This window comes from Mycobacterium sp. RTGN5 (assembly GCF_033804465.1).
Lineage (GTDB): Bacteria > Actinomycetota > Actinomycetes > Mycobacteriales > Mycobacteriaceae > Mycobacterium.
Window position 1 is genome coordinate 15074 of sequence record NZ_JAPZLA010000009.1, and the last position, 24333, is coordinate 39406.

Below are 24333 nucleotides of genomic sequence, written 5' to 3' on the forward strand. Positions count from 1 at the left end.
GGGTGAATCACCCCTGTTGTCGGCAGGCTCGAGAAGGCGAGGTGCAATTCAGGTGACGGATCTGCAAGTGCGAAAGATGCGCTTTGGCTTCGCCGACTATCCCGTTCCCTTCAACTGGAATCCATCCGATCCGGCGTTCTCCTGCGCGACCAACATGCTGTCCTTCCTGTTTCTCGCCATCGAGAAGATGATCAGCGCGACGGTCCACGAGGTGTTGCCCACGATCACCGACCCGCAGGTCGCCGAGGAAGCCCTGGCATTCGTCCGCCAGGAGGGCCAGCACAGCATGGCGCACCGCCAGCACGCGAAGGGCCTGATCAAAGCCTATCCAGCGCTACAAGAAACCCTCGATGAGGTGATGGCGGTGTACGACGAGCTGACCGCCACCATGCCGGTGAAGTATCGGTTGGCGTATATCGCCGACCTCGAGGCAACCTTCACACCGACGTTCACCATGATGCTGAACAACGCCGACACCTTGTTCGCGCCCGGCGACGATCGAGTGGCCTCATTGTTCCTGTGGCATTTCGTCGAAGAAATCGAGCACCGCAGCTCAGCGTCGATCATCTACGACGCCGTCGTCGCCGACCCGTGGTACCGCATGCGGATAGCGCCGGCAGTCTTCCGACACGGCGAGGCGCTGATGGTGAAGACCGCCAGCAGCTTCAACACACGCATCCCGCTCGAGGAGCGAAGAGTCGACGCCACATCGATATTCGGCAGCGAGTTGTGGAAAGTCGCACTCATCAAGAGGTTTCCGTCCTTGCAGGGGCGTCGATTCTTCGCCCTGCCCGACGACGGCCCGCTCCAACGACTCTATTCGCACATTCCGCTCCGAGAGCAGGCGGCCGCCGCACTCGGGGTGGTGCGCAGCCAATTGCCCGGCCACAATCCCGCGAAACAGAAACTCCCCCGCTTCGCCGTGGATTGGCTTGCCCGCTATGAGGCCGGCTACGACGTCACCCGCTGGTACACCGCAGGCAATCAAACGTCGCAGGGCTAGCGCGCCACCCGCTGGCTCAACTCGCGCACCGTCGGCGTGGTGAACAAGGCGGGCAACGTCACCTGGACGTCAAGCGCGGAGTTGATCGCAGCGACGGCGCGCATGGCCGACAGTGAATCCCCACCGAGATCGAAGAACGAGTCGTCCACTCCGACGCATTCCACATCCAGCACCTGGGCGTAGATGCCGCAGAGAATCTGTTCGATGTCCGAGGCCGGGGCCTGGTAATCGCGGCGTTCGGGCGTTGACAGAACATGCGACGGCCGGTTATCCCAACGGTCTACCACCAGCGGCCGGCCAGGATCGGCCGCCATGGTCACCAGTGTCCGCTCGAGTTGCTCGATCAGCTGGTGAATGCTGTTGTCGTCGAACACATCCGTTCGATATTGGATACGAAGGTCTAATTCAGGACCCGGAATCGCCTGGACCGTGAGCGGGTAGTGGTAGTAATCGCGACTGGCGACGTCGTCGACCCTCAGCCCGTCCGCGCCAGACAGCAATGACGTGTCAGTGGGGTAGTTCTCGTAGACGAATACGGTGTCGAACAGCCGTGCCTGACCGGCGACGTGGTGAATCTCGTTGAGCCCCAGGTACTCGTATTCGAATGTGCGGCTTCGGCTGTTCTGCAGCTGATCGAGCAGGGCGGCGACGGAGGTGTCAGCCGAAATAGTCGCCCGCATCGGCACGGTGTTGATCAGCAGGCCCACCATCGAATCCGCACCGGCCATGTCGGCCGGTCGACCCGCGACCACGACACCGAAGGCGATATCACGCTGACCGGTCATCGCCATCAGTAGCTGCGTCCACGCAGCCTGCAGGACTGTACTAACGGTGGTGTGGTGCGTACGGGCCAGCTCGTTCAGTGCCAGCGTGGTCTCCGCCGAAACCCGAAGCGAGGTAACGTTTCGCGGTCCCACCTCCAGGTCTGGCGGGCCCACCAAAGTCGGGGTGTCGAAGCCGGACAGCGCCTCTCGCCAGGCCGACCGAGCCGCGGCCGCATCGCGTTCGGCCAGCCAGCTGATGAACCTGCGATAGGGCACGGCCGCGGGCAGCCGCTGCCCGTAGTAGCCGGCGAACACTTCCTGCAACAGCACGGTCAGCGACCAGCCATCGAGCAGAATGTGGTGATTGGTCAGCACGAGCCGGTGCTGGTCCGGGGCGATACGGATCAACGCCGCCCGGAAGGCCGTCTGTTCGGCCAGATCACAGACCGCAACGCGCTCATCGACGCACAACCGCGTGATTCGCTCATCGCGGTCCGCGGCCGCTCGGGTGAGGTCGACATATTGCCACGGCACCACGGGATCAGCCGGAATGACCTGGATCGGCTCCTGCCCGCCTGCCACCTCGCAGAACCGCGCCGCCAGGTTCGGATGCCGCTGAACGGCCGCCTGTACGGCCTCCTGCAGCCGGTACCGGTCGAGCCGCCCGCTCAACGTGACGCCCATCTGCACGGCGTACACATCGTCGCCAGAACTGTGAGCGACGTTGGCGTGGAACAGCAATCCCTGCTGCAGGGGAGTCAACGGAAGGATGTCGGCGACCTCGTGGGTCTGGCACAATTCGTCGATCTGCTGCTGAGTCAATCGGGCGGGCGCGATATCCGACGGCGTCAATCCCCCACCGCCGCCGTGCACATGGGCGCAGATACCGGCCAGAGCGTCGAACCACAGTCCGGACAGCCGGGTGACCTGCGCATGGTCAAGCGCCGACAGCGCCCAGGTCCAGCCGGCGCGAAGGCGTGGTCCGTCAAGGGTTTCCACGGTGCCCGCATTGAGTTCGACGGTGTGCATCAGCGGCATCGGAACCGCCGCCGCGGGGCCGGTCACCTTATAGCCGTCCTCGCGGATCTCCCAGAAGTCGCCGGACATCTGGCCGCCGCCGCCACTCATGCGGCCCAGATAGTTGAATCCGATAGCCGGGTCGGCGCCGGCCAGGTCGACATCGTTGTTCAGGTAGCGCAGCAACCCGTAGGTCAAACCATCCGGCAGCGCGCGGAGTTGCTCCTTGGCATCCTTGATGACGGGCCCCAACTCCGGGTCGCCGACCAGCACCTGATCCCAGTCCAGCCCACCCACCGCCAGCGATACCGGGTACTTGGTGGTGAACCAGCCGACCGTGCGCGACAAGTCGACATCGGCGACCTCTTCTTGGCGCCCATGCCCCTCCGCGTCGATCACGACGGGCGAACCCGCCGTGCCCAGGTATTCGGTCAGTGCCAACCCGAACGCGATCAGCAGGATGTCGTTGATCCCGGCATGGAACGCCGCAGGCACTTCGCCGAGCAGCATCCTGGTGGTCTCGGAGTCGAGCTCCACCGACAGACTGCCGGCGTTGGCATACGTGTCGATCATCGGTTGCACCGCGGGCAGCGGCGCGGGAATCGCTGTGATCCGTCGCCAGTGTGCCGCCTGCTCGACGACCTCCGGCTGGTACGCATGCTCGGCCAACGCCGATGCCCACCGGGCGAAGGATGTCCGCGATGGCGGCAGTTCGACCGGCTGGCGACCGTGCAGCTGCGCCCAGGCGAGATTGAAGTCCTCCAACAAGATTCGCCACGAGACACCGTCGACGGCCAGGTGATGCGCGATCATCAGCAGCTGCCCGGTGGGAGCCGCCCACAGGGCGCTCACCATCGCACCGGACGCCGGATTCAATCTGGACCGGGCCTTGGTGACCGTCTCCTCAGACAACACGTCGACGGTGTGCAGGCAGGTGCGGGCGTCCACCGATCCGGGCTCGGGCACGGACAGCGACCAGCCCCCGGCGCCGGTTTCCTCTTCTTGGGCGGCAACCCTCAACCGCAACATCGCATGCCGGTCCAGAATGGCTTGAAGCACCACCAGCACGTCGTCCTCGGTCACCCCGACCGGCGCCTGGATCAGCACAGTCTGGTTGAACTGATCAACCGGGCCCGCGACGTCGTGCAGCCACCGGATGATGGGGGTGGCCAGCAGCGGGCCGACGCCTTCGTCGACGACATCGTTTTCGCCGTCGGAAAGCGTTGCGACCCTGGCCAGTCCGGCCACCGTCTGTTCGACGAAGATGTCACGCGGCCGGCAGAGCACTCCCGCGGCGCGCGCCCGGGCGACCACCTGCATCGACAGAATGCTGTCGCCGCCGAGTTCGAAGAACGATTCATCGACGCCGACCCGCTCGAGCCCGAGGACCTGGGCGTAGATGCCCGCCAGGATCTCCTCCACCGCATCCGATGGCGCACGGTAGGAATCGACGTCCTGATAGTCCGGTGCCGGCAGCGCCTTGGTGTCCAGTTTGCCGTTGACCGTGAGCGGCAGCGCAGCGATGACCACCACGGCGGAGGGGACCATGTACGACGGCAGCCGATCACCCAGTGCGGTACGCGCGGCAGCCGGGTCCACCTCGCCGGTCACATACCCGACCAGGCGCTTGTCACCGGCGCGATCTTCGCGGGCGATCACCACCGCCTGATCGACACCCGCCAATTCGCTGAGTGCTGCTTGGATTTCGCCGAGTTCGATCCGGTAGCCGCGGATCTTCACCTGCTCGTCGGAGCGCCCCATGTAGCGCAGCTCGCCGTCGGCGCCCCACGCCATCAGATCGCCGGTGCGGTACATGCGCGCTCCCGGCTCCCCGAACGGACACGCCACGAATCGGGTCGACGACAGCTCCGCCCTGCCGATGTAGCCGTCGGCGACCCCGGCGCCGGCCACGTACAGCTCGCCAACGACGCCCGTCGGTACCGGCCTCAGCAGGGTGTCGAGGACGAAGAAGCCGAGATGACCGAGCGGCACGCCGATCGGGCTGACGGCGCTGTCCACGTCGTCAGCGACGATCTCCCGGAACGAGGCGTGCACCGTCGTCTCCGTGATGCCGTACATGTTGATCAGCCGCGGCGTGCCAGGAGGATGGTTCTCCAGCCACGACCGCATCCGTTGTGGTTCAAGCGCTTCCCCACCGAACACCACGGCCTCGAGTTTCAACTGTGCGCCCAGCTCGGGATGCGCGGCGTCAGCAGTCTGCAACGCGTAGAACGCCGAAGGGGTTTGGCTCAGAACACCGACCTGCTCGGAGACCAGCAAGGCGTGCAGATCCTCGGGCGAACGCACCACCGCGTCGGGTACCACGACCACCCGGCCGCCATAGAGCAGCGCCCCCCAGATCTCCCACACCGAGAAATCAAAGGCCAGCGAATGGCATTGCGACCAAGCCAGCCCCGCCATGTCCATGTCGGCGTCCAACGTCTGCAGCAGGCGAATCACGTTGCGGTGCGGAATCGCCACGCCCTTGGGCGTTCCCGTCGTTCCGGAGGTGTAGATGATGTACGCGACATCATCCGCGCGCGGCTCCGGCAGCTCGGCCCCGGTATCGACGGCCGGATCGATCAGGTCGCTCGCATCGATGACCGAGAGGCCTTGTCCCTCAAGCAATTCAGCCAGTTCCGCGGTGGTGACGGCGGCGACGGGCTTGGCGTCGCCGAGCACGAATTGCCGCCGCGCCTCAGGCACCGATGGATCGATCGGCACGTAGGTGGCTCCGGTCTTGACCACCGCCACCATCGCCACGATCGCCTCGGCTGAGCGCGGCAACAGCAGCGCCACCCGTTGTCCGGGACCCGCTCCGCGACTGGCCAATACGTGCGCCGCGCGACTGGCCGCCTCATCCAGCGCGCGGTACGTCATCGACACGCCCTCGAAGGTGACCGCAGACGCGTCGGGGGTGCGCGCCGCCTGCGTGGCGAACATCGACGCGATCGTTTCCGGGGTACCCACCGACTGGGTCAGTACCGCGCGGTTGCCGACCTGGTCGAGGCGAGCGTGCTCGGCGGCATCCAGAACATCCAGCGCCGACATCGGCGAAGTGGGGTCGGCGGTCATTTCCGTCAGCACCCGTTGTAACCGGTCGACCAGGTTCTGGATGGTCGCGGCATCGAATACGTCGGTGCGGAATTCGACACCGCCACCGATCCCGGCGGGATCGCCAGCCTCGTTCCACCGTTCAGCCAGGTTGAACGTGAGGTCCATGCGAGCAGTCTCGGTATCCACCGCCATCGGCTCGACCTGCAGGTCGCCAAGAGACAACCCGGCGGCATCGCCGGCCTGCCAGCCAAAGTTCTGCCACGCCAACACCACCTGGACCAGCGGATGATGAGCCATGCTGCGCGTCGGCTTGAGCCGCTCCACCAGCACCTCGAACGGCACGTCCTGATGCTCGTAGGCGGCCAGGCTCCGCCGGCGCACCTGCGCCAGCAGATCGGCGAAGGTGGGATTTCCGGTCAGGTCGACACGCAACACCAGGGTGTTGACGAAGAAACCGACGAGCTCATCGAGCGCGATGTCACCACGGCCTGCGATCGGGAAGCCCACCGCCACATCGTTGTTGGCGCTCAGGTTCGACAGCAGCACCGCGAGTGCGGTCTGAATCACCATGAAGTTGGTCGCGTTGTGTTCGCGGGCCACCCGGGAAACCTGCTGCTGCAATTCGGCAGGCCAGTCGACCTCCAGCCGGGCGCCGCGGTAGTCGGCGACCATCGGATAGGGTCGGTCGGTAGGCAGCTGCACCTGCTCGGGCATCCCGGCCAGAGCATCTTCCCAATAAGCCAGTTCCGCGGAAATGCGGCTGTCGGCGTCGGTCAGATCACCCAGCCGCGACCGCTGCCACAGCGTGTAGTCGACGTACTGCACCGCCAGGTCCGGCCACCCGGGAGCCTCGCCGGCCGACCGGCTGGCATAGGCGGCGCCCAGATCCCGCACCAGCGGTGCAATGGACCAGCCGTCGGCGGCGATATGGTGCACCACGGCCACCAGTACATGTTCGTCACCGGTAACGCGGAAAAGCCTTGCCTGCATCGGAATTTCGGTCGCCAGGTCAAACGTGTAGCGCGTCGCCGCTTCGACGGCGTCCATCAATTCGGCGGCTGACCAGCTGGTGGCATCGATGACCTCCCAGCCGAAGTCGGCAACATCGGTGGAAACAATGAGTTGCGCAGGCACGCCTTCGACCGCGGGGAACCGTGTGCGCAGGCTCTCCTGGTGGTCCACCACATCGGCCAGCGCAGCACCCAATGCGTCGGCGTCCACCTGCCCGTGCAGCCGCAACGCGACCGGCAGGTTGTAGATCGGGGACGGCCCCTGGAGCTGGTCGACGATCCACAGCCGGTTCTGGGCGAACGACAGCGGCACGACGTCGGGGCGCGGGACGGCCACCAGTGGCTCGGAACGGGTTTCGTCCCCGGTGACGCGGGGCGCCAGTTGAGCAACCGTGGGCGTCTCGAACAGCGCACGCACCGCGAGACCGGAACCCAGGCTGTTGTTGATCGCCGATACCAGGCGCATCGCCGACAGTGAATCCCCGCCGAGGTCGAAGAACGAGTCGTCCACCCCGACCCGATCGGTGCCCAGCAACTGGGCGAAGATTCCGGCCAGGATCTCCTCGGTGGGAGTGCTTGGGGCACGGTAATTTTCCGTGTCCTGGTAGTCCGGCGCCGGCAGTGCCCGTCGGTCCAGCTTGCCGCTGACCGTCAGTGGTAGCGCTGACAACTCCAGCACCGCGGCCGGCACCATGTAGGCCGGTAGCTTTTCGGCCAGCGCGACGCGGATCTTGACCGGATCCGCTGTGCCGGTGAAATAGCCGACAAGGCGCGGGTCACCGGGACGATCTTCGCGGGCGATCACCACCGCCTGGTCGACCCCGTCGAGCCCGGCGAGCACGGCCTGGATCTCGCCGGGTTCGATGCGGTACCCGCGGATCTTGACCTGCTCGTCGGCACGCCCCAGGTATTGCAGCTGTCCATCGGCTCGCCAGCGCACCAGGTCTCCTGTGCGATACATCCGAGCGCCGGGCGCGCCGAACGGGCAGGGCACGAATCGTGACGCCGTCAAGCCGGTCCGGCCGATGTATCCGACGCCAACGCCGCGGCCGGCCACGTACAACTCGCCGACCACGCCCTCCGGCACCGGTTGTAGCCGCTCGTCGAGAACGAACAACGCGACGGTCGGCGGCGGCGCGCCGATCGGAACCTCTGCCCCCACTGTCAGGGGCGCGCTCATCGACGCGTACACCGTCACCTCGGTGGGGCCGTAGGCGTTGACGACCACCCGGCCGGGCGCCCACTGCTCGACCACCTCGGGCGGACACGCCTCACCGCCGAGCAGCAGCGCCACCGACTCCAGCCCCTGCGGGCTCAGTGCGGCCACCGCCGACGGCGTTTGGGTGAGCACGTTGACGTGTTCGCTGACCAACAGCGCGTGGAAGTCGTCCGGTGAGCGGACTACCGCGTCGGGCACCACCAGCAGCCGGCCACCACCGAGCAGCGCGGCCCAGATCTCCCACACCGAGAAGTCGAACGCATACGAGTGGCATTGCGTCCACACCTGGTCGGCCGGCAGAGCCGGATGAGCCGACGCCGCCAGGTGCGCGAGGTTACGCTGGGACAGCGCAACGCCTTTGGGGGTGCCGGTCGTGCCCGACGTGTAGATGAGGTACGCGATATTGTCCGGGTCGGACGTGGAAACTGCCACGCTGGGTTGGCCTTGAGCCGGCGCATCGGCTAGATCACCCACATCGATGACCGCGACATCGTGGCCATGCAGCCGCGACCGCAGAGCGGTGGTCGTGACGACGGCGACCGGCGCGGCATCAGCGAGCATGAACTCGATGCGGGACTCGGGCAGCGCGGGATCGATCGCGAGGTACGCCGCCCCGACTTTGAGCGCAGCCAGCATGACGACGACCGCCTCGGCCGACCGGTCCAGCAGCAGCGCCAGACAATCGCCGGCACGGACACCGCGGCTGGACAGCACGCCCGCGTAGCGGTCCGCCGCGTCGTCGAGCTCCTGGTAGCTCATCGACACGTTGCCTGAGGTCAATGCGACGGCCTGCGGGGCACGAATCACCTGCGCGGCGAACAACTCCGGCACCGACGAGGCCGCTGGTACAGACTCCGTCAGCACTGCACGGTTGCCGATCGTGTCGAGTCGCGCGCGCTCGGAGGGGTCGAGCACGTCGATCGACGACACCCGCTGGGCCGGGTCGGCGGTCATCGCCACCAACACCCGCTCCAGCCGCCCGACCAACGTCTCGATAGTGGCCGCGTCGAAGACGTCGGTGCGGAATTCGACCATGCCGCCGATCCCGGTCGGCTCGCCGGCGCGGGTCCAGCGTTCGGTCAACGAGAATGCGAGATCCACCCGGGCGGTGTGCGTGTCGAGCGGGAGCTGGGCGACCTGCAGGTCCCCCAACGCCAGCGCAATGTCTTCGCTGGTCTCGCCGGGCAGGTTCTGCCAGGCCAGCATCACCTGGACCAACGGATGGTGGTTGAGCGATCGAGTGGGGTTGATCCGCTCGACGACGACTTCGAAGGGCACGTCTTGGTGCTCGTAGGCGGCCAGACTGCGTGTGCGCACCTGAGCCAGGAGGTCGGCAACAGTGGGGTCATCGCCGATGTCGACGCGCAACACCAAGGTATTGACGAAGAAGCCCACCAAGCCGTCCAGCGCGGGGTCGTTGCGCCCACCGATCGGGAAACCGACCGCCACATCGGAACTCGCGCTCATCTTGCCTAGCAGCAGGGAGAGCGCGGCCTGAACCAACATGAAACTGGTCGCATTGTGCTCGAGGGCCACCGCAGCGATCCGCTGCTGCAGCTCGACGGGCCATTGCCACCCGACGGTGGCGCCGCACTGGTCTGCCACCGCCGGATACGGCCGGTCAGTCGGCAACTGCAACCGTTCAGGCATGCCCGCCAAGGCATCTTGCCAGTACTCCAGCTGTGCAGCGATCAGACTGTTGCCGTCGTTCAGATCACCGAACTGCGCACGCTGCCACAGCGTGTAATCGACGTATTGGACCGGCAATTCGGCCCAAGCCGGGTCCAGCCCCGCGCTTCGGCAGACATACGCCACGCCCAGGTCGTTCACCATCGGGCCCATCGACAAGCCGTCGGCAGCGATGTGGTGTGCCACGGCCACCACGACGTGGTCGTCGGCGCTGACGCGGAACAGCTTGGCCCGCATGGGAATCTCGGCGGCCAGGTCGAACGAGTGCAGTGCGACGGCGCCGACAGCCTCATCCAGCTGGACTTGTGACCAGCCGCCCGCGTCGATGACGTCCCACCCAAAGTCGGCATCCTCGGCGGGCACCACCACCTGTCGAGGTATTCCGTCGGGCGCGGCGAACATCGTGCGCAGGCTCTCATGACGGCCCACCACGTCGGCCAGCGCCGTACCCAGCGCCTGGGTATTGAGCGGCCCGGTCAGCCGCAGGCCCACCGCCATGTTGTAGGTCGGTGATGGGCCCTGCAACTGGTCGAGGAACCATAACCGGTTCTGCGAGAACGACAGCGGGATGACCGAGGGGCGCTCCATGGGCCTCAACGGCTTCGCCCGATCGTCATCGCCACCGATGCGCGGCGCCAGTTGTGCGACCGAAGGCACCTCGAACAGGGTGCGCACCGAAAGGTGAGTATTCAAGCCGGTATTGACCGCGGCGATCAGGCGCATCGCCGACAGCGAATCCCCACCAAGCTCGAAGAACGAGTCGTCCACGCCGACACGACTCAACCCGAGGATCCTGGCGTAGATGCCAACCAGGATTTCCTCGACTGCGGTGGCCGGCGCCCGATAGGAGTCGGTGTCGGCGAATTCCGGTGCAGGCAGGGCCCTGCGGTCGAGTTTGCCGTTGACCGTCAAGGGCAGTTCGTCGATCACCAGGATCGCCGCCGGAACCATGTACTCCGGCAGCCGTTCGGCCAACGCGGCGCGCAGCACAGCGGGTTCAAGGGCATCCGACGCTGCGGTGACGTAGCCCACCAGTCGCTTCTCGCCGGGGCGGTCCTCGCGGGCGATCACGACCGCCTGCGCAACTCCCTCCACCTCAGCGAGCACGGCGCGAACCTCACCGAGTTCGATCCGGTACCCACGGATCTTGACCTGCTCGTCGGCGCGACCCACATACCGCAGCTCGCCATCGGCGCCCCACCACACCAAATCGCCGGTGCGATACATGCGCATCCCCGGCGCCCCGAACGGGCAGGCGACGAAGCGCGACGACGACAACCCCGGTCGCCGCCAATAGCCAAGACCGGCCTGCGGCCCGGCCACATACAAGTCACCGACCACGCCGGCAGGTGCCGGACGCAACCACTGGTCCAGTACGAAGAACGCCAGGTCTGCCAGTGGCCCACCGACCGGGCTGACATCGGTGTCCGTGTCTGTATAGACGATCTCCCGGAACGACGCGTGCACCGTGGTCTCGGTGGTGCCGTACAGGTTGAGCAGGCGCGGCGAGCCGGGGTGGCTGTCCAGCCAAGCCCGAAGACGTTGTGGCTCAAGCGCTTCACCGGCGAATATCACCGCGTTCAGCTTCAGCTGGCGTGCGAGTTCGGGCTGCAGCGCGTCCGCGGTTTGCAGTGCGTAGAAGGCTGACGGGGTCTGGGACAGGACGGTGACCTGTTCGGCAGCCAGCAGGGCATGGAACTCCTCAGGCGCCCGCGCCACCGACTCGGGGACCACCACCAACCGCCCGCCGTACAGCAGCGCGCCCCACATCTCGCAGACCGAGACGTCGAAGGCCAGGGAATGCCACAGCGACCACACCTGCTCCGCCATATCGATGGTGACATCCATGGCAGCCAGCAGCTGCGTCACGTTCTGGTGCGTGATGGCAACACCTTTGGGGATACCCGTGGTGCCCGAGGTGTAGATCAGGTACGCGATGCCATCGGGTGCGGGCCCGGCCAGTGCGGTGCTGGGTTGACCGGCGACAGCAGAGTCGTTCGGGTCGATGACGCGCAGGTTCGCACCCGTAAGCCGCTCGGCCAACTCCGGGTTGGTGATCGCGGCCACCGGCGCGGCATCGTCGAGCACCAACTGCATCCGGGCCGACGGCGCCGCCGGGTCGATCGGCACGTACGCCGCCCCGGTCTTGAGCACCGCCAGAATCGATACGATCGCCTCAGCCGACCGCGGCAACAACAACGCCACCCGCTGACCCGGCCCAATCCCCTTGCCCGCCAACAAATGCGCAAACCGGTTGGTGGCCTCATCCAGCTCGCGGTAAGTCCAGGATCGCCCTTCCCAGGTGAGCGCCAACGCCTCAGGAACACGCGCGACCTGGGCGGCGAACAACGCCGGAATCGAGGGGGCCATCGGCGCCGGCTGGGCCAACACAGCCCGGTTGCTCCACTGCTCCAGCTCGGTGTGCTCGGCGTCATCAAGGACGTCGAACGATGACAGCGGACGAGCCGGGTCGGCGATCATGGCCGCCAAGACTCGCTTGAGGCGCTCCACCAGCGCTACGACATCGGCGGCGGCGAACATGTCGGTGTCATATTCGACGCGCAGGGTCAGTTCGTCGCCCGGCATGGCCTGCATCGCGATGGGATAATGGTTGTACTCGCGGTGCGCGAAGTTGGTGACCACCAACCCGTCGGTGCCCGACAGCTTCGCGGCATCGATTGGATAGTTCTCGTAGACGAAGAACGTGTCGAAAAGATGATCCTGACCGGTCACCCGGTGAATCTCGCTGAGGGCCAGATGCTGATGATCCAGTGTCTGGGCGTGATCGTTCTGCAACTGATCGAGCAAATCGGCAGTCGTTGTCGCCGTGGAGATCCTGGCCCGCACCGGCACCGTGTTGATCAGCAGACCCACCATCGAGTCCGAACCCAACACCTCGTCGGGCCGCCCCGACACCGTCGTGCCGAACGCCACATCACGCTGGCCGGTCAGCGACATCAACACCCGCGCATAGGCACCCTGCAACACCGTGCTGACCGTCGTGTGACATGAGCGGGCCAACTCACCCAGCGCCCGAGTCATCTGTTCGGACACGGCGAACGAGACGACGTCGCGCTGTCCCAGGCTCGCCCGGCCCGCGGCACCCACCAACGTCGGCGTGTCGAAACCAGCCAGCACCCGACCCCACGCCGCACGAGCGGCATCGGGGTCGCGGCCGGTCAGCCAGGTGACGAACCGGCGGTAGGGCGGGGGCGGCGGCAGCCGCTGTCCGTAATACGTGGCGAACACTTCGCCCAGCAGGATCGGCAGCGACCACCCGTCCAACACGATGTGATGGTTGGTCAACACAAACCGGTACTGATCGGTCCCGGTTTTGATCAACGCCGCCCTGAACGCCGGCTCACTGGCCAACTCGCACACCGCAATACGCTCAGCCGCGCACACCTGCGCGATCTGTGCCTCGACAGCGCCGCCGTCGAGCTCGAAATACTGCCAGGGCACCACCGGATCAGCCGGAATGACCTGCACCGGCTCGGCAAATCGTTGGGAGAACCGGGCCGCGAGGTTGGGATGCCGGGCGACCACCGCCTGCACCGCGGCATCCAGTCTCGCCTGGTCCAGCGGACCGCTCAGACTCACATACAGCTGCACCGCATACACATCGTCGCCACCCAGAGCTGCGCTGGCGTGGAACAACAGCCCCTGCTGCAACGGCGTCAGCGGCAGCACATCAGCCATCCGCATCGGGCCGCCTGCGCCCGGCGAGCTGACTTTGGCGACGACAGGCTTTGACGCGGCTGGCTCGGTGGCGATCGACTCCGTCCGAGCCTGGTCTCCGCCGACCAGCGCCGCCAACTGGGCGACGGTAGGTGCCTCGAACAGCGCCCGCACCGAAAGCCGGGTGTTCAGACCGGTATTGACCGCGGCGATCAGGCGCATCGCCGACAGCGAATCACCGCCAAGGTTGAAAAACGAGTCGTCCAGGCCAACCCGTTTCACCCCGAGCACCTTGACGTAGATGTCGGACAGAACCTCCTCGACCACGGTGGTCGGAGCGCGGTAGCGCATGTCCGAGAACTCCGGTGCCGGAAGGGCTCGGCGGTCGAGTTTTCCGTTGACCGTCAACGGCACCGCATCGATCACCACGACCGCGGCCGGAACCATATACTCCGGCAAGCGTTCTGCCACTGCCGTGCGCAACGCGGCGGGTTGGAGATCAGCCGAAGCCCCGGTGACGTATCCGACGAGTCGCTTGTCCCCAGGGCGGTCCTCGCGGGCGATCACGACCGCCTGTTCGACGCCGCGCACCCCGGCCAATACGGCTTGGACTTCGCCGAGTTCGATGCGGTACCCGCGGATCTTCACCTGCTCGTCGGCGCGACCCACATACCGCAGCTGGCCGTCGGTACCCCACCGCGCCAGGTCACCGGTGCGATACATCCGCGCCCCGGAACCGCCGAACGGGCATGCTACGAAACGTGATCCGGTCAAGCCGGCGCGATCCAGATATCCAACGCCAACGCCGTGTCCGGCGACATACAACTCGCCGACGACGCCGGGCGCGACCGGCCGCAACCAACTATCGAGCACAAACAACGCCGCCCCGGAAATCGGCGGTCCGATCGGCACCGCCCCGGATCCCGCTGCCAGCGGCGCACTCAGGGCCACATCGACGGTCGTCTCGGTGGGACCGTAGGCGTTGATCATGACGCGCCCGGGCGCCCACTGATCCATCAGCTCGGTCGGGCAGGGCTCAGCGCCGATGATCAGTGCCACCGATTCCAGCACCTCGGGTGACAGCATTCCCACTTCGGATGGGGTGGTACTGAACACGCTGACGTGTTCGGCGGCCAGTACGGCCTGGAGCTCTTCCGGTGCGCGGGATACCGATTCGGGCACCACCACCAGCCGCCCGCCACCCAGCAGTGCGCCGAAGATCTCCTGGACCGACACGTCGAAGCCGTAGGACCGGCACTGAGACCACACCCGGCGTGGCGGAAGCGATGTCGCCAGTAGCGAGTCGATCAGCTGAGCAACGTTGCGGTGGGTGATGGCAACACCTTTGGGGACGCCGGTGGTGCCCGAGGTGTAGATCACGTAGGCGATGTCATCGGGCGCAGGCCCGGCCAGTGCGGTGCTGGGTTGACCGGCGACAGCAGAGTCGTTCACGTCGATGACGCGTAGATTCGCGCCGGACAGCCGCTCGGCCAACGTGGAGTCGGTGATCGCGGCCACCGGCGCGGCATCGTCGAGCACCAACTGCATCCGCGCCGACGGCGCGGCCGGGTCGATCGGCACGTACGCCGCCCCGGTCTTGAGCACCGCCAGAATCGATACGATCGCCTCAGCCGACCGCGGCAACAACAGCACCACCCGCTGACCCGGCCCAATCCCCTTGCCCGCCAGCAGGTGTGCGAACCGGTTGGTGGCCTCGTCCAACTCGCGATACGACAGCGAGCGGGCCCCGAAACTCAAGGCCGTCGCGTCGGGGTCACGCGCGACCTGGGCGGCGAACAACGCCGGAATCGAGGGGGCCACCGGCGCCGGCTGGAACAGCACAGCCCGGTTGCTCCATTGATCCAGCTGGGCGTGCTCGCTCACATCGAGCAGGTCCATCGAGGCCAACGGCGCGGTGGCGTCGGCGATCATGGCTGCTAGGACGCGCTTGAGCCGCTCGATCAGTGTTTCGATGCCGGCGGCGTCGAACACATCGGTGCCGTATTCGACGCGCAGTGTCAGTTCGTCGCCGGGAATTGCTTGAAGCGAAAGCGGATAGTGGTTGTATTCGTGGTGCGCGAAGTTGGTGACGGCCAACCCGTCCGTGCTCGGCAACTTCGCGGCGTCGATCGGATAGTTCTCGTAGACGAAGAACGTGTCGAACAGGTGATCCTGACCGGTTACCCGGTGAATCTCGTTGAGCGCCAGGTGCTGATGATCCAGTGTCTGGGCGTGATCGCTCTGCAACTGACCCAACAGATCGGCAGTCGTGGTCGAAGCCGTGGCACTGGCCCGGACCGGCACCGTGTTGATCAACAGACCCACCATCGAGTCCGAACCCAACACCTCGTCGGGCCGCCCCGACACCGTGGTCCCGAACGCCACATCACGCTGACCCGTCAGCGACATCAACACCTGCGCGTAGGCGCCCTGCAGCACCGTGCTCATCGTCGTGTGACACGACCGCGCCAACTCACCCAACGCCCGCGTGGTGTCCTCGGATATCTGGAACGAGGCGACATCGCGGCCGGCCGGCACCCGGCCCGCGGCACCCACCAACGTCGGCGTCTCGAAACCGGCCAGCACCTGCCCCCACGCCGCACGGGCGGCATCGAGATCACGGCCGGCCAACCAACTGACGAACCGCCGATACGGCGCGGCCGGAGGCAATCGCTGACCGTAATAGCTCGCGAACACCTCGCCAAGCAGGATCGGCAGCGACCACCCGTCCAACACGATGTGATGGTTGGTCAACACAAACCGGTACTCATCGGTCCCGGTCTTGATCAACGCCGCCCGGAACGCCGGCTCACTGGCCAACTCGCACACCGCAATACGCTCAGCCGCGCACACCTGCGCGATCTGTGCCTCGACAGCGCCGCCGTCGAGCTCAAAATACTGCCAACGCACCACCGGATCAGCCGGAATAACCTGTACCGGCTCGGCAAATCGTTGGGGGAACCGCGCAGCCAAATTGGGATGCCGGACCACCACCGCCTGCAACGCCGCGTGCAACCTCTCCTGATCCAGCGGACCGCTCAAACTCACATACAGCTGCACCGCATATGCATCGTCTTGGCTCGCCGCCACACGGGCGTGGAACAACAACCCCTGCTGCAACGGCGTCAGCGGCAGCACATCTGCAATCTGCATGGGGCCGCTGGGGACCGTCGAACTACTCTTGGCGACGACAGCTGGCGCCGCGGGAGCCTCGGGAGCCTCTTCGGCCGCCCGCTCCGGCGCACCGCCGCCGCCACCGACCATCGCCGCCAGTTGGGCGACCGTGGGCGCTTCGAACACCGCTCGCACCGAAAGGCGAGTATTCAGCTGCGTATTGACCGCACCAATCAGGCGCATCGCCGATAGCGAATCCCCACCCAGCTTGAAGAACGAGTCGTCTGTGCCGACCCGTTCCAGCCCAAGGACCTGAGCGTAGATCCCGGCCAGGATCTCCTCGACCGCGTCACTGGGAGCGCGATAGGAATCGACATCCTGATACTCCGGCGCCGGCAGGGCCTTGGTATCGAGCTTGCCGTTCACCGTCAGCGGCAACGCCTCGATCGAGACCACCGCAGAAGGAACCATATACACCGGCAACCGCTCAGCCACGGCCGCACGCGCACTCACCGGATCAGCAGACCCGCAGATATAGGCCACCAAACGCTTATCACCGGCACGATCCTCACGGGCGATCACCACCGCCTGCTCGACACCATCCAATTCACGCAACGCAGCCTGGATTTCGCCGAGCTCGATGCGATAACCACGGATCTTGACCTGCTCATCAGCACGCCCCACGTACTCGAGCTGCCCATCGGCACTCCAGCGCACCAAGTCACCCGTGCGATACATCCGCGCCCCCGGCGCCCCGAACGGGCATGCCACGAACCGTGTTCCAGACAACCCCGCCCGGCCCACATAGCCGTAAGCCAACCCCGACCCGGCCACATACAACTCGCCCACCACACCCGCAGGAACCGGCTGCAACCAACCGTCGAGCACAAAGAAACCCAGATTGGCCAGCGGACGCCCAATCGGGCTAACGGCCTTATCGGCATCCACTTCAACAATCTCCCGGAACGACGCATGCACAGTCGTCTCGGTGATGCCATACATATTGATCATCCGCGGCGACCCCGGATGATTCTGCAACCAAGCCCGAATACGGTGCGGCTCAAGGGCTTCGCCACCGAACACCACAGCTTTGAGCGCAAGCTGCCCCGCCGGATCAGCCGAGGACACATCGACGCTCTGCAACGCATAAAAAGCCGACGGCGTCTGAGACAGCACATCAACCCGTTCAGAGACCAACAACGCGTAGAAATCTTCCGGCGATCGGACCACCGCGTCGGGAACCACCACCACCCGGCCGCCAAAGAGCAAGCCGCCCCAGATCTCCCACACCGAGAAATCAAAAGCCAGCGAATGGCACTGCGTCCAAACCTGCTCCGCCAGTTCCATATCAGTGGCCAGCGCCTCCAACAGGCGAGTCACATTCTGGTGCGGAATCGCCACACCCTTAGGCGTTCCCGTAGTACCCGAGGTGTAAATGATGTACGCGATATCGTCTGGCCCCGGCCCCGGCAATACCGTACTGGGCTGACCCGCAACAGCCGGATCGTCGAAATCAACAACCAGAAGATCCCGCCCATCAAGGCGCGACCGCAACTCAGCCGTCGTGATCGCAGCCACCGGCGCAGCATCATCGAGCACAAACTGCATCCGCGCCTCCGGCACCGCCGGATCGACCGCAACATAGGCCGCCCCAGTTTTCAACACCGCCAGGATCGCCACAATCGCCTCACCCGAACGCGGCAACAACAACGCCACCCGCCGCCCAGGCCCCGCACCCTGCGCCGCCAACACATGAGCCAACCGACTCGACGCCTCGTCCAACTCCCGATACGACCACGACTGCTCACCGCAACGCAGCGCCACCGCATCCGGAACCCGAGCCACCTGCTCAGCAAACAACGCCGGAATCGACACCGCCGCACTCAACGGCTCCGCGAGCACCGCCCGATTGCCCCACACCCCAAGACAATCCCGCTCCGCAGCATCAAGCACCTCAATCGACGACAACCGCCGCGCCGGATCAGCAGTCATCGCCACCAACACCCGGGTGAATCGCTCGATCAGTGTTTCGATGCCGGCGGCGTCGAACACATCGGTGCCGTATTCGACGCGCAGTGTCAGTTCGTCACCGGGGATGGCCTGTATCGCAACGGGGTAGTGGTTGTATTCGTGGTGCGCGAAGTTGGTGACGGCCAACCCGTCGGTGCCCGACAATGTGGCTGCATCGATCGGGTAGTTCTCGTAGACGAAGAACGTGTCGAATAGGTTGTCCTGACCGGTTACCCGGTGAATCTCGTTGAGCGCCAGGTGCTGATGATCCAGTGTCTGGGCGTGATCGCTCTGCAGCTGGTCGAGCAGATCGGCAGTCGTGGTCGAAGCCGTGGCACTGGCCCGGACCGGCACCGTGTTGATCAGCAGACCCACCATCGAGTCCGAACCCAACACCTCGTCGGGCCGACCCGACACCGTGGTCCCGAAGACGACGTCACGCTGACCGGTCAGCGACATCAGCACCTGCGCGTAGGCGCCCTGCAGCACCGTGCTCATCGTCGTGTGACACGACCGCGCCAACTCACCCAACGCCCGCGTGGTGTCCTCGGATATCTGGAACGACGCGACGTCGCGGCCGGCCGGCACCCGGCCCGCGGGCCCGACCAACGTCGGGGTATCGAAACCGGCCAGCACCTGCCCCCACGCCGCCCTGGCGGCATCGAGATCACGGCCGGCCAACCAACTGACGAACCGCCGATACGGCGCGGCGGGAGGCAATCGCTGTCCGTAATAGCTCGCGAACACCTCGCCAAGCAGGATCGGCAGCGACCACCCGTCCAACACGATGTGATGGTTGGTCAACACAAACCGGTACTCATCGGTCCCGGTTTTGATCAACGCCGCCCGGAACGCCGGCTCACTGGCCAACTCACACACCGCAATACGCTCAGCCGCGCACACCTGCGCGATCTGCTCTTCGCCATCGAGTTCGACATACTGCCAGGGCACCACAGGCTCGGCGAGGATGATCTGCACCGGCTCGGCGTACTGCTGGGAGAACCGGGCCGCGAGATTGGGATGCCGGGCGACCACCGCCTGCACCGCCGCGTGCAACCTCTCCTGATCCAGCGGACCAGTCAAACTGACATACAGCTGCACCGCGTATACGTCGTCGCCACCCAGAGCCGCACTGGCGTGGAACAACAACCCCTGCTGCAGCGGAGTCAGCGGCAGAACATCAGCTATCCGCATACTGCCGCTGAAGCTCGTCGATCTGCTCCTGGGTCAGAGGGGCCGCGATATCCGACGGTGTCAGCCCGCCCCCACCGCTTTGCACATGCGCACAAATACCGGTCAGTGCGTCAAACCACAACTGGCTCAGGCGGTTAACCTGCGCTTGATTCAGCGCCGACGGCGCCCACGTCCACGCTGCGGACAAGCAGGGCCCGGCATCGGTGTCCATCGTGCCGGCATTGAGTTCCAAGGTGTGCATCAGCGGTATCGGCGGTTTCACGCTCGGGCTGATATTGGCCAAGCCGTCCCAGGCGATCTGCCATGCGTCACCGGATGTTTCGGCCGACGTCGCACCCTGACGCCCCAGGTAGTTGAACCCGATCACCGGATCGGATCCGTCCAAATCGATCTCTGTGTTCACGTAGCGCAAGGCCCCGTAGTTCAGGCCTTCGGGGAGGTTCCGCAGCTGTTCCTTCGCGGCCTTGATGACCGCGCCCAGCTTCGCATCGCCCGCCACCACCTGCGCCCAGCTCAGTCCGCCGACGTCTAGCGCCACCGGATATTTGGCGGTGAACCAGCCCACTGTGCGTGACAGGTCGACTGAGTCGCCTTGGGCGGCCACCAGCTCCTCGTCGCGCCCATGTCCCTCGACATCGATGGAGATCGGCGCCTCACCGGTGCCCAGGAATTCCGTTGTGGCCAAGGCAAATGCGATCAGGAGGATGTCGTGCACACCGGCATGGAATGCCGCAGGCACCTCGCCGAGCAGTATCTGAGTGGTCTCGATATCGAGAACTGCCGCGAGGTTCCCGGCAGTCACCAATGTGTCGACGAAGGGATCCACCTCTGGCAATGCGGCAGGCGTTGCCGCGATCTGCCGCCATACGTCGGTCTCCGCCACGACATCGGGGCGGCGCGCGTGTTCGTCAAGCAGCGACGCCCACCTGGCGAACGACGTTCCTGGCTCGGGCAGCATCGCCTGTTGACCGGCACGGTGCTGGACCCAGGCGAAATTGAGGTCCTCCAAGAGGATTCGCCACGACACCCCATCGATCGCCAGATGGTGGATGATCGCCACCAACCGACGCGTAGAGGTCACCCACACCGCGCTCAGCATGACGCCGGCGGCTGGGTTCAACTGCGTTCCGGCGTGCAATACCGCGTCGTCGGTGAGCACGTCGACGGTGTGCAGGCGCGAACGGGCATCTATTGACCCGGCTTCGGGCACCTCAAGCGACCAGCGACCGGCATCGTCGCGGTCGACCCGCACCCGCAACATGGCGTGCTGGTCCAGCAACAGCTGCAGCATCACCAGCACATCGGCTTCGGTGGTGCCCACGGGTGCCTGTACCACCACGGTCTGATTGAAGTGGGCAACCGGGCTGCCCGCAGCTTCCAGGCTCTCGAGCCAGCGGATGATCGGGGTGGCGATCACCGGGCCGACGCCGTCGCCAGAAAGGTCGCTGTCTGCGTCGGTCACCTTGGCCACTTGGGCCAGTCGGGCCACCGTCTGCTCGACGAAAACATCACGCGGACGGCATAATACGCCCGCGGCCCGCGCCCGAGCCACGACCTGCATCGACAGGATGCTGTCGCCACCCAGTTCGAAGAATGACTCGTCTGTGCCGACCCGTTCCAGCCCAAGGACCTGAGCGTAGATCCCGGCCAGGATCTCCTCGACCGCGTCACTGGGAGCGCGATAGGAATCGACATCCTGATACTCCGGCGCCGGCAGGGCCTTGGTATCGAGCTTGCCGTTCACCGTCAGCGGCAACGCCTCGATCGAGACCACCGCAGAAGGAACCATATACACCGGCAACCGCTCAGCCACGGCCGCACGCGCACTCACCGGATCAGCAGACCCGCAGATATAGGCCACCAAACGCTTATCACCGGCACGATCCTCACGGGCGATCACCACCGCCTGCTCGACACCATCCAATTCACGCAACGCAGCCTGGATTTCGCCGAGCTCGATGCGATAACCACGGATCTTGACCTGCTCATCAGCACGCCCCACGTACTCGAGCTGCCCATCGGCACTCCAGCGCACCAAGTCACCCGTGCGATACATCCGCGCCCCCGGCGCCCCGAACGGGCATGCCACGAACCGTGTTCCAGACAACCCCGCCCGGCCCACATAGCCGTAAGCCAACCCCGACCCGGCCACATACAACTCGCCCACCACACCCGCAGGAACCGGCTGCAACCAACCGTCGAGCACAAAGAAACCCAGATTGGCCAGCGGACGCCCAATCGGGCTAACGGCCTTATCGGCATCCACTTCAACAATCTCCCGGAACGACGCATGCACAGTCGTCTCGGTGATGCCATACATATTGATCATCCGCGGCGACCCCGGATGATTCTGCAACCAAGCCCGAATACGGTGCGGCTCAAGGGCTTCGCCACCGAACACCACAGCTTTGAGCGCAAGCTGCCCCGCCGGATCAGCCGAGGACACATCGACGCTCTGCAACGCATAAAAAGCCGACGGCGTCTGAGACAGCACATCAACCCGTTCAGAGACCAACAACGCGTAGAAATCTTCCGGCGATCGGACCACCGCGTCGGGAACCACCACCACCCGGCCGCCAAAGAGCAAGCCGCCCCAGATCTCCCACACCGAGAAATCAAAAGCCAGCGAATGGCACTGCGTCCAAACCTGCTCCGCCAGTTCCATATCAGTGGCCAGCGCCTCCAACAGGCGAGTCACATTCTGGTGCGGAATCGCCACACCCTTAGGCGTTCCCGTAGTACCCGAGGTGTAAATGATGTACGCGATATCGTCTGGCCCCGGCCCCGGCAATACCGTACTGGGCTGACCCGCAACAGCCGGATCGTCGAAATCAACAACCAGAAGATCCCGCCCATCAAGGCGCGACCGCAACTCAGCCGTCGTGATCGCAGCCACCGGCGCAGCATCATCGAGCACAAACTGCATCCGCGCCTCCGGCACCGCCGGATCGACCGCAACATAGGCCGCCCCAGTTTTCAACACCGCCAGGATCGCCACAATCGCCTCACCCGAACGCGGCAACAACAACGCCACCCGCCGCCCAGGCCCCGCACCCTGCGCCGCCAACACATGAGCCAACCGACTCGACGCCTCGTCCAACTCCCGATACGACCACGACTGCTCACCGCAACGCAGCGCCACCGCATCCGGAACCCGAGCCACCTGCTCAGCAAACAACGCCGGAATCGACACCGCCGCACTCAACGGCTCCGCGAGCACCGCCCGATTGCCCCACACCCCAAGACAATCCCGCTCCGCAGCATCAAGCACCTCAATCGACGACAACCGCCGCGCCGGATCAGCAGTCATCGCCACCAACACCTGAAGCAGGCGCCTGGTTACCTCGGCGGCATCCCAATCCGCGAACAGATGACCTGTCCCCAGCGTGCTCAGGAAAAGCTCGTCGCCAAGCCCGGAAAAGGTAAACCCAGTGCTGCCCGCGAGACCGGAGTCGGTCATGTTCGCCGATGCCGGGGCACCGCCGAAGTCCAACGTGAATGCCGCCGGGAAGAAGTTGATGACGATCCGGTCCGCGGTGTGCGCGCCGCGTTCGAGCGCGTGCACCGGGAACCGCTGATGTTGCACGGCTTCGGAGATTCGCGTGTCGACCTGCGTGCAGAATTCGCGTACCGAAGACTCCGCCGGAGTGCGCACAACCAGCGGCACCAAACCGGCAGCCATCCCTGGCAGTGTTTTCAGCTCCGGACGGATTCGCCTGCTGACCGGGAAGTCGAATACCACTTCGGCGCCCTCAGCGCAGCGCCCGCGAACCAGCAGTGCGCTCGCCGCGGCGATCACCGACGTGCGGGGGATGTCCCAGTCGTGGGCCAGCTCGTCGACTCGCCGCAGCACTGCCGGGTCCAGCGGAACCGGCACCGAACGCCAACCCGCATCAGGTTCGTCGGAGGCTTCCGGCGAACGGGTGTTGGCCGGTCCGCTTTCGGCAGGAAGGTTCGCCGTCCAATAGGCCTCATCTTCGCGATAATCGCTGGACTGTTCGTATTCCGATTCGCATTCAAGCAAGTCGCGCAATGAACCGAAGAACGCCGGCGGAATGAGATCCCCGGAAATGGTGGCCGAGTAGATGGACGCGACGCGATTAACGAGCAGCCAAATTCCGGCACCGTCAATGACGATGTGGTGGAAACACCCGAATATGTAGAATTCTGCGGGCCCGGTCTCAAATAGGGCGTATTTGAACAGCGGACCCGTGAACGCCATGGGCGTGCGCTGGATCGACAGCGCCGCCTCCTGCACGTCGCGCGCCGGGTCGCTCGACCCGGTGAAGTCATGGAAGTCCAGCTCGATCTCCGGGTAGTCGATCACCCGCTGGAAAACCTGGCCGTCCTCTTCGAAGAACGCGGCCCGCACCGGTTCGGCTTCACGCGTCGCACGGTGCAGTGCCCACTCGAAGGCGTCGCGTTCCAGCGCGCCCTCGACTTTCAACAGCATGCCGAGCTGCCAGTCGGTACCGGCCTGACCCGTCTCCTGTGCCAGCCAGATATCCAGCTGCGCGCGCGTCAGAGGAAGCGCATCCTCGTTGAACTCCATCAAAACTCCAGACCCAAACCGCTCAA

General features: G+C 65.4%; 3 protein-coding genes. 1 reads left to right on the forward strand and 2 read right to left on the reverse strand.

Annotation, left to right across the window (positions count from 1 at the left end; all coding sequences use genetic code 11):
• Window positions 1-52 precede the first annotated feature (52 nt).
• On the forward strand, window positions 53-1003 hold the full coding sequence (locus SLQ31_RS28240) for a metal-dependent hydrolase (protein ID WP_319437499.1): 951 nt from the start codon (window positions 53-55) through the stop codon (window positions 1001-1003).
• Here SLQ31_RS28240 and SLQ31_RS28245 read toward each other — a convergent pair.
• Window positions 1000-19755, reverse strand: coding sequence for a non-ribosomal peptide synthase/polyketide synthase (locus tag SLQ31_RS28245; RefSeq protein ID WP_319437500.1), 18756 nt, complete (start codon window positions 19753-19755; stop codon window positions 1000-1002). The two genes, SLQ31_RS28240 and SLQ31_RS28245, sit on opposite strands and share 4 nt — an antisense overlap.
• The gene (locus SLQ31_RS28250) at window positions 19742-24307 is read right to left on the reverse strand and encodes a non-ribosomal peptide synthetase (protein WP_319437501.1); all 4566 of its coding nucleotides are present in this window, start codon (window positions 24305-24307) and stop codon (window positions 19742-19744) included. Before SLQ31_RS28250 ends, SLQ31_RS28245 begins: the two co-directional genes overlap by 14 nt.
• Window positions 24308-24333: the final 26 nt, after the last annotated feature.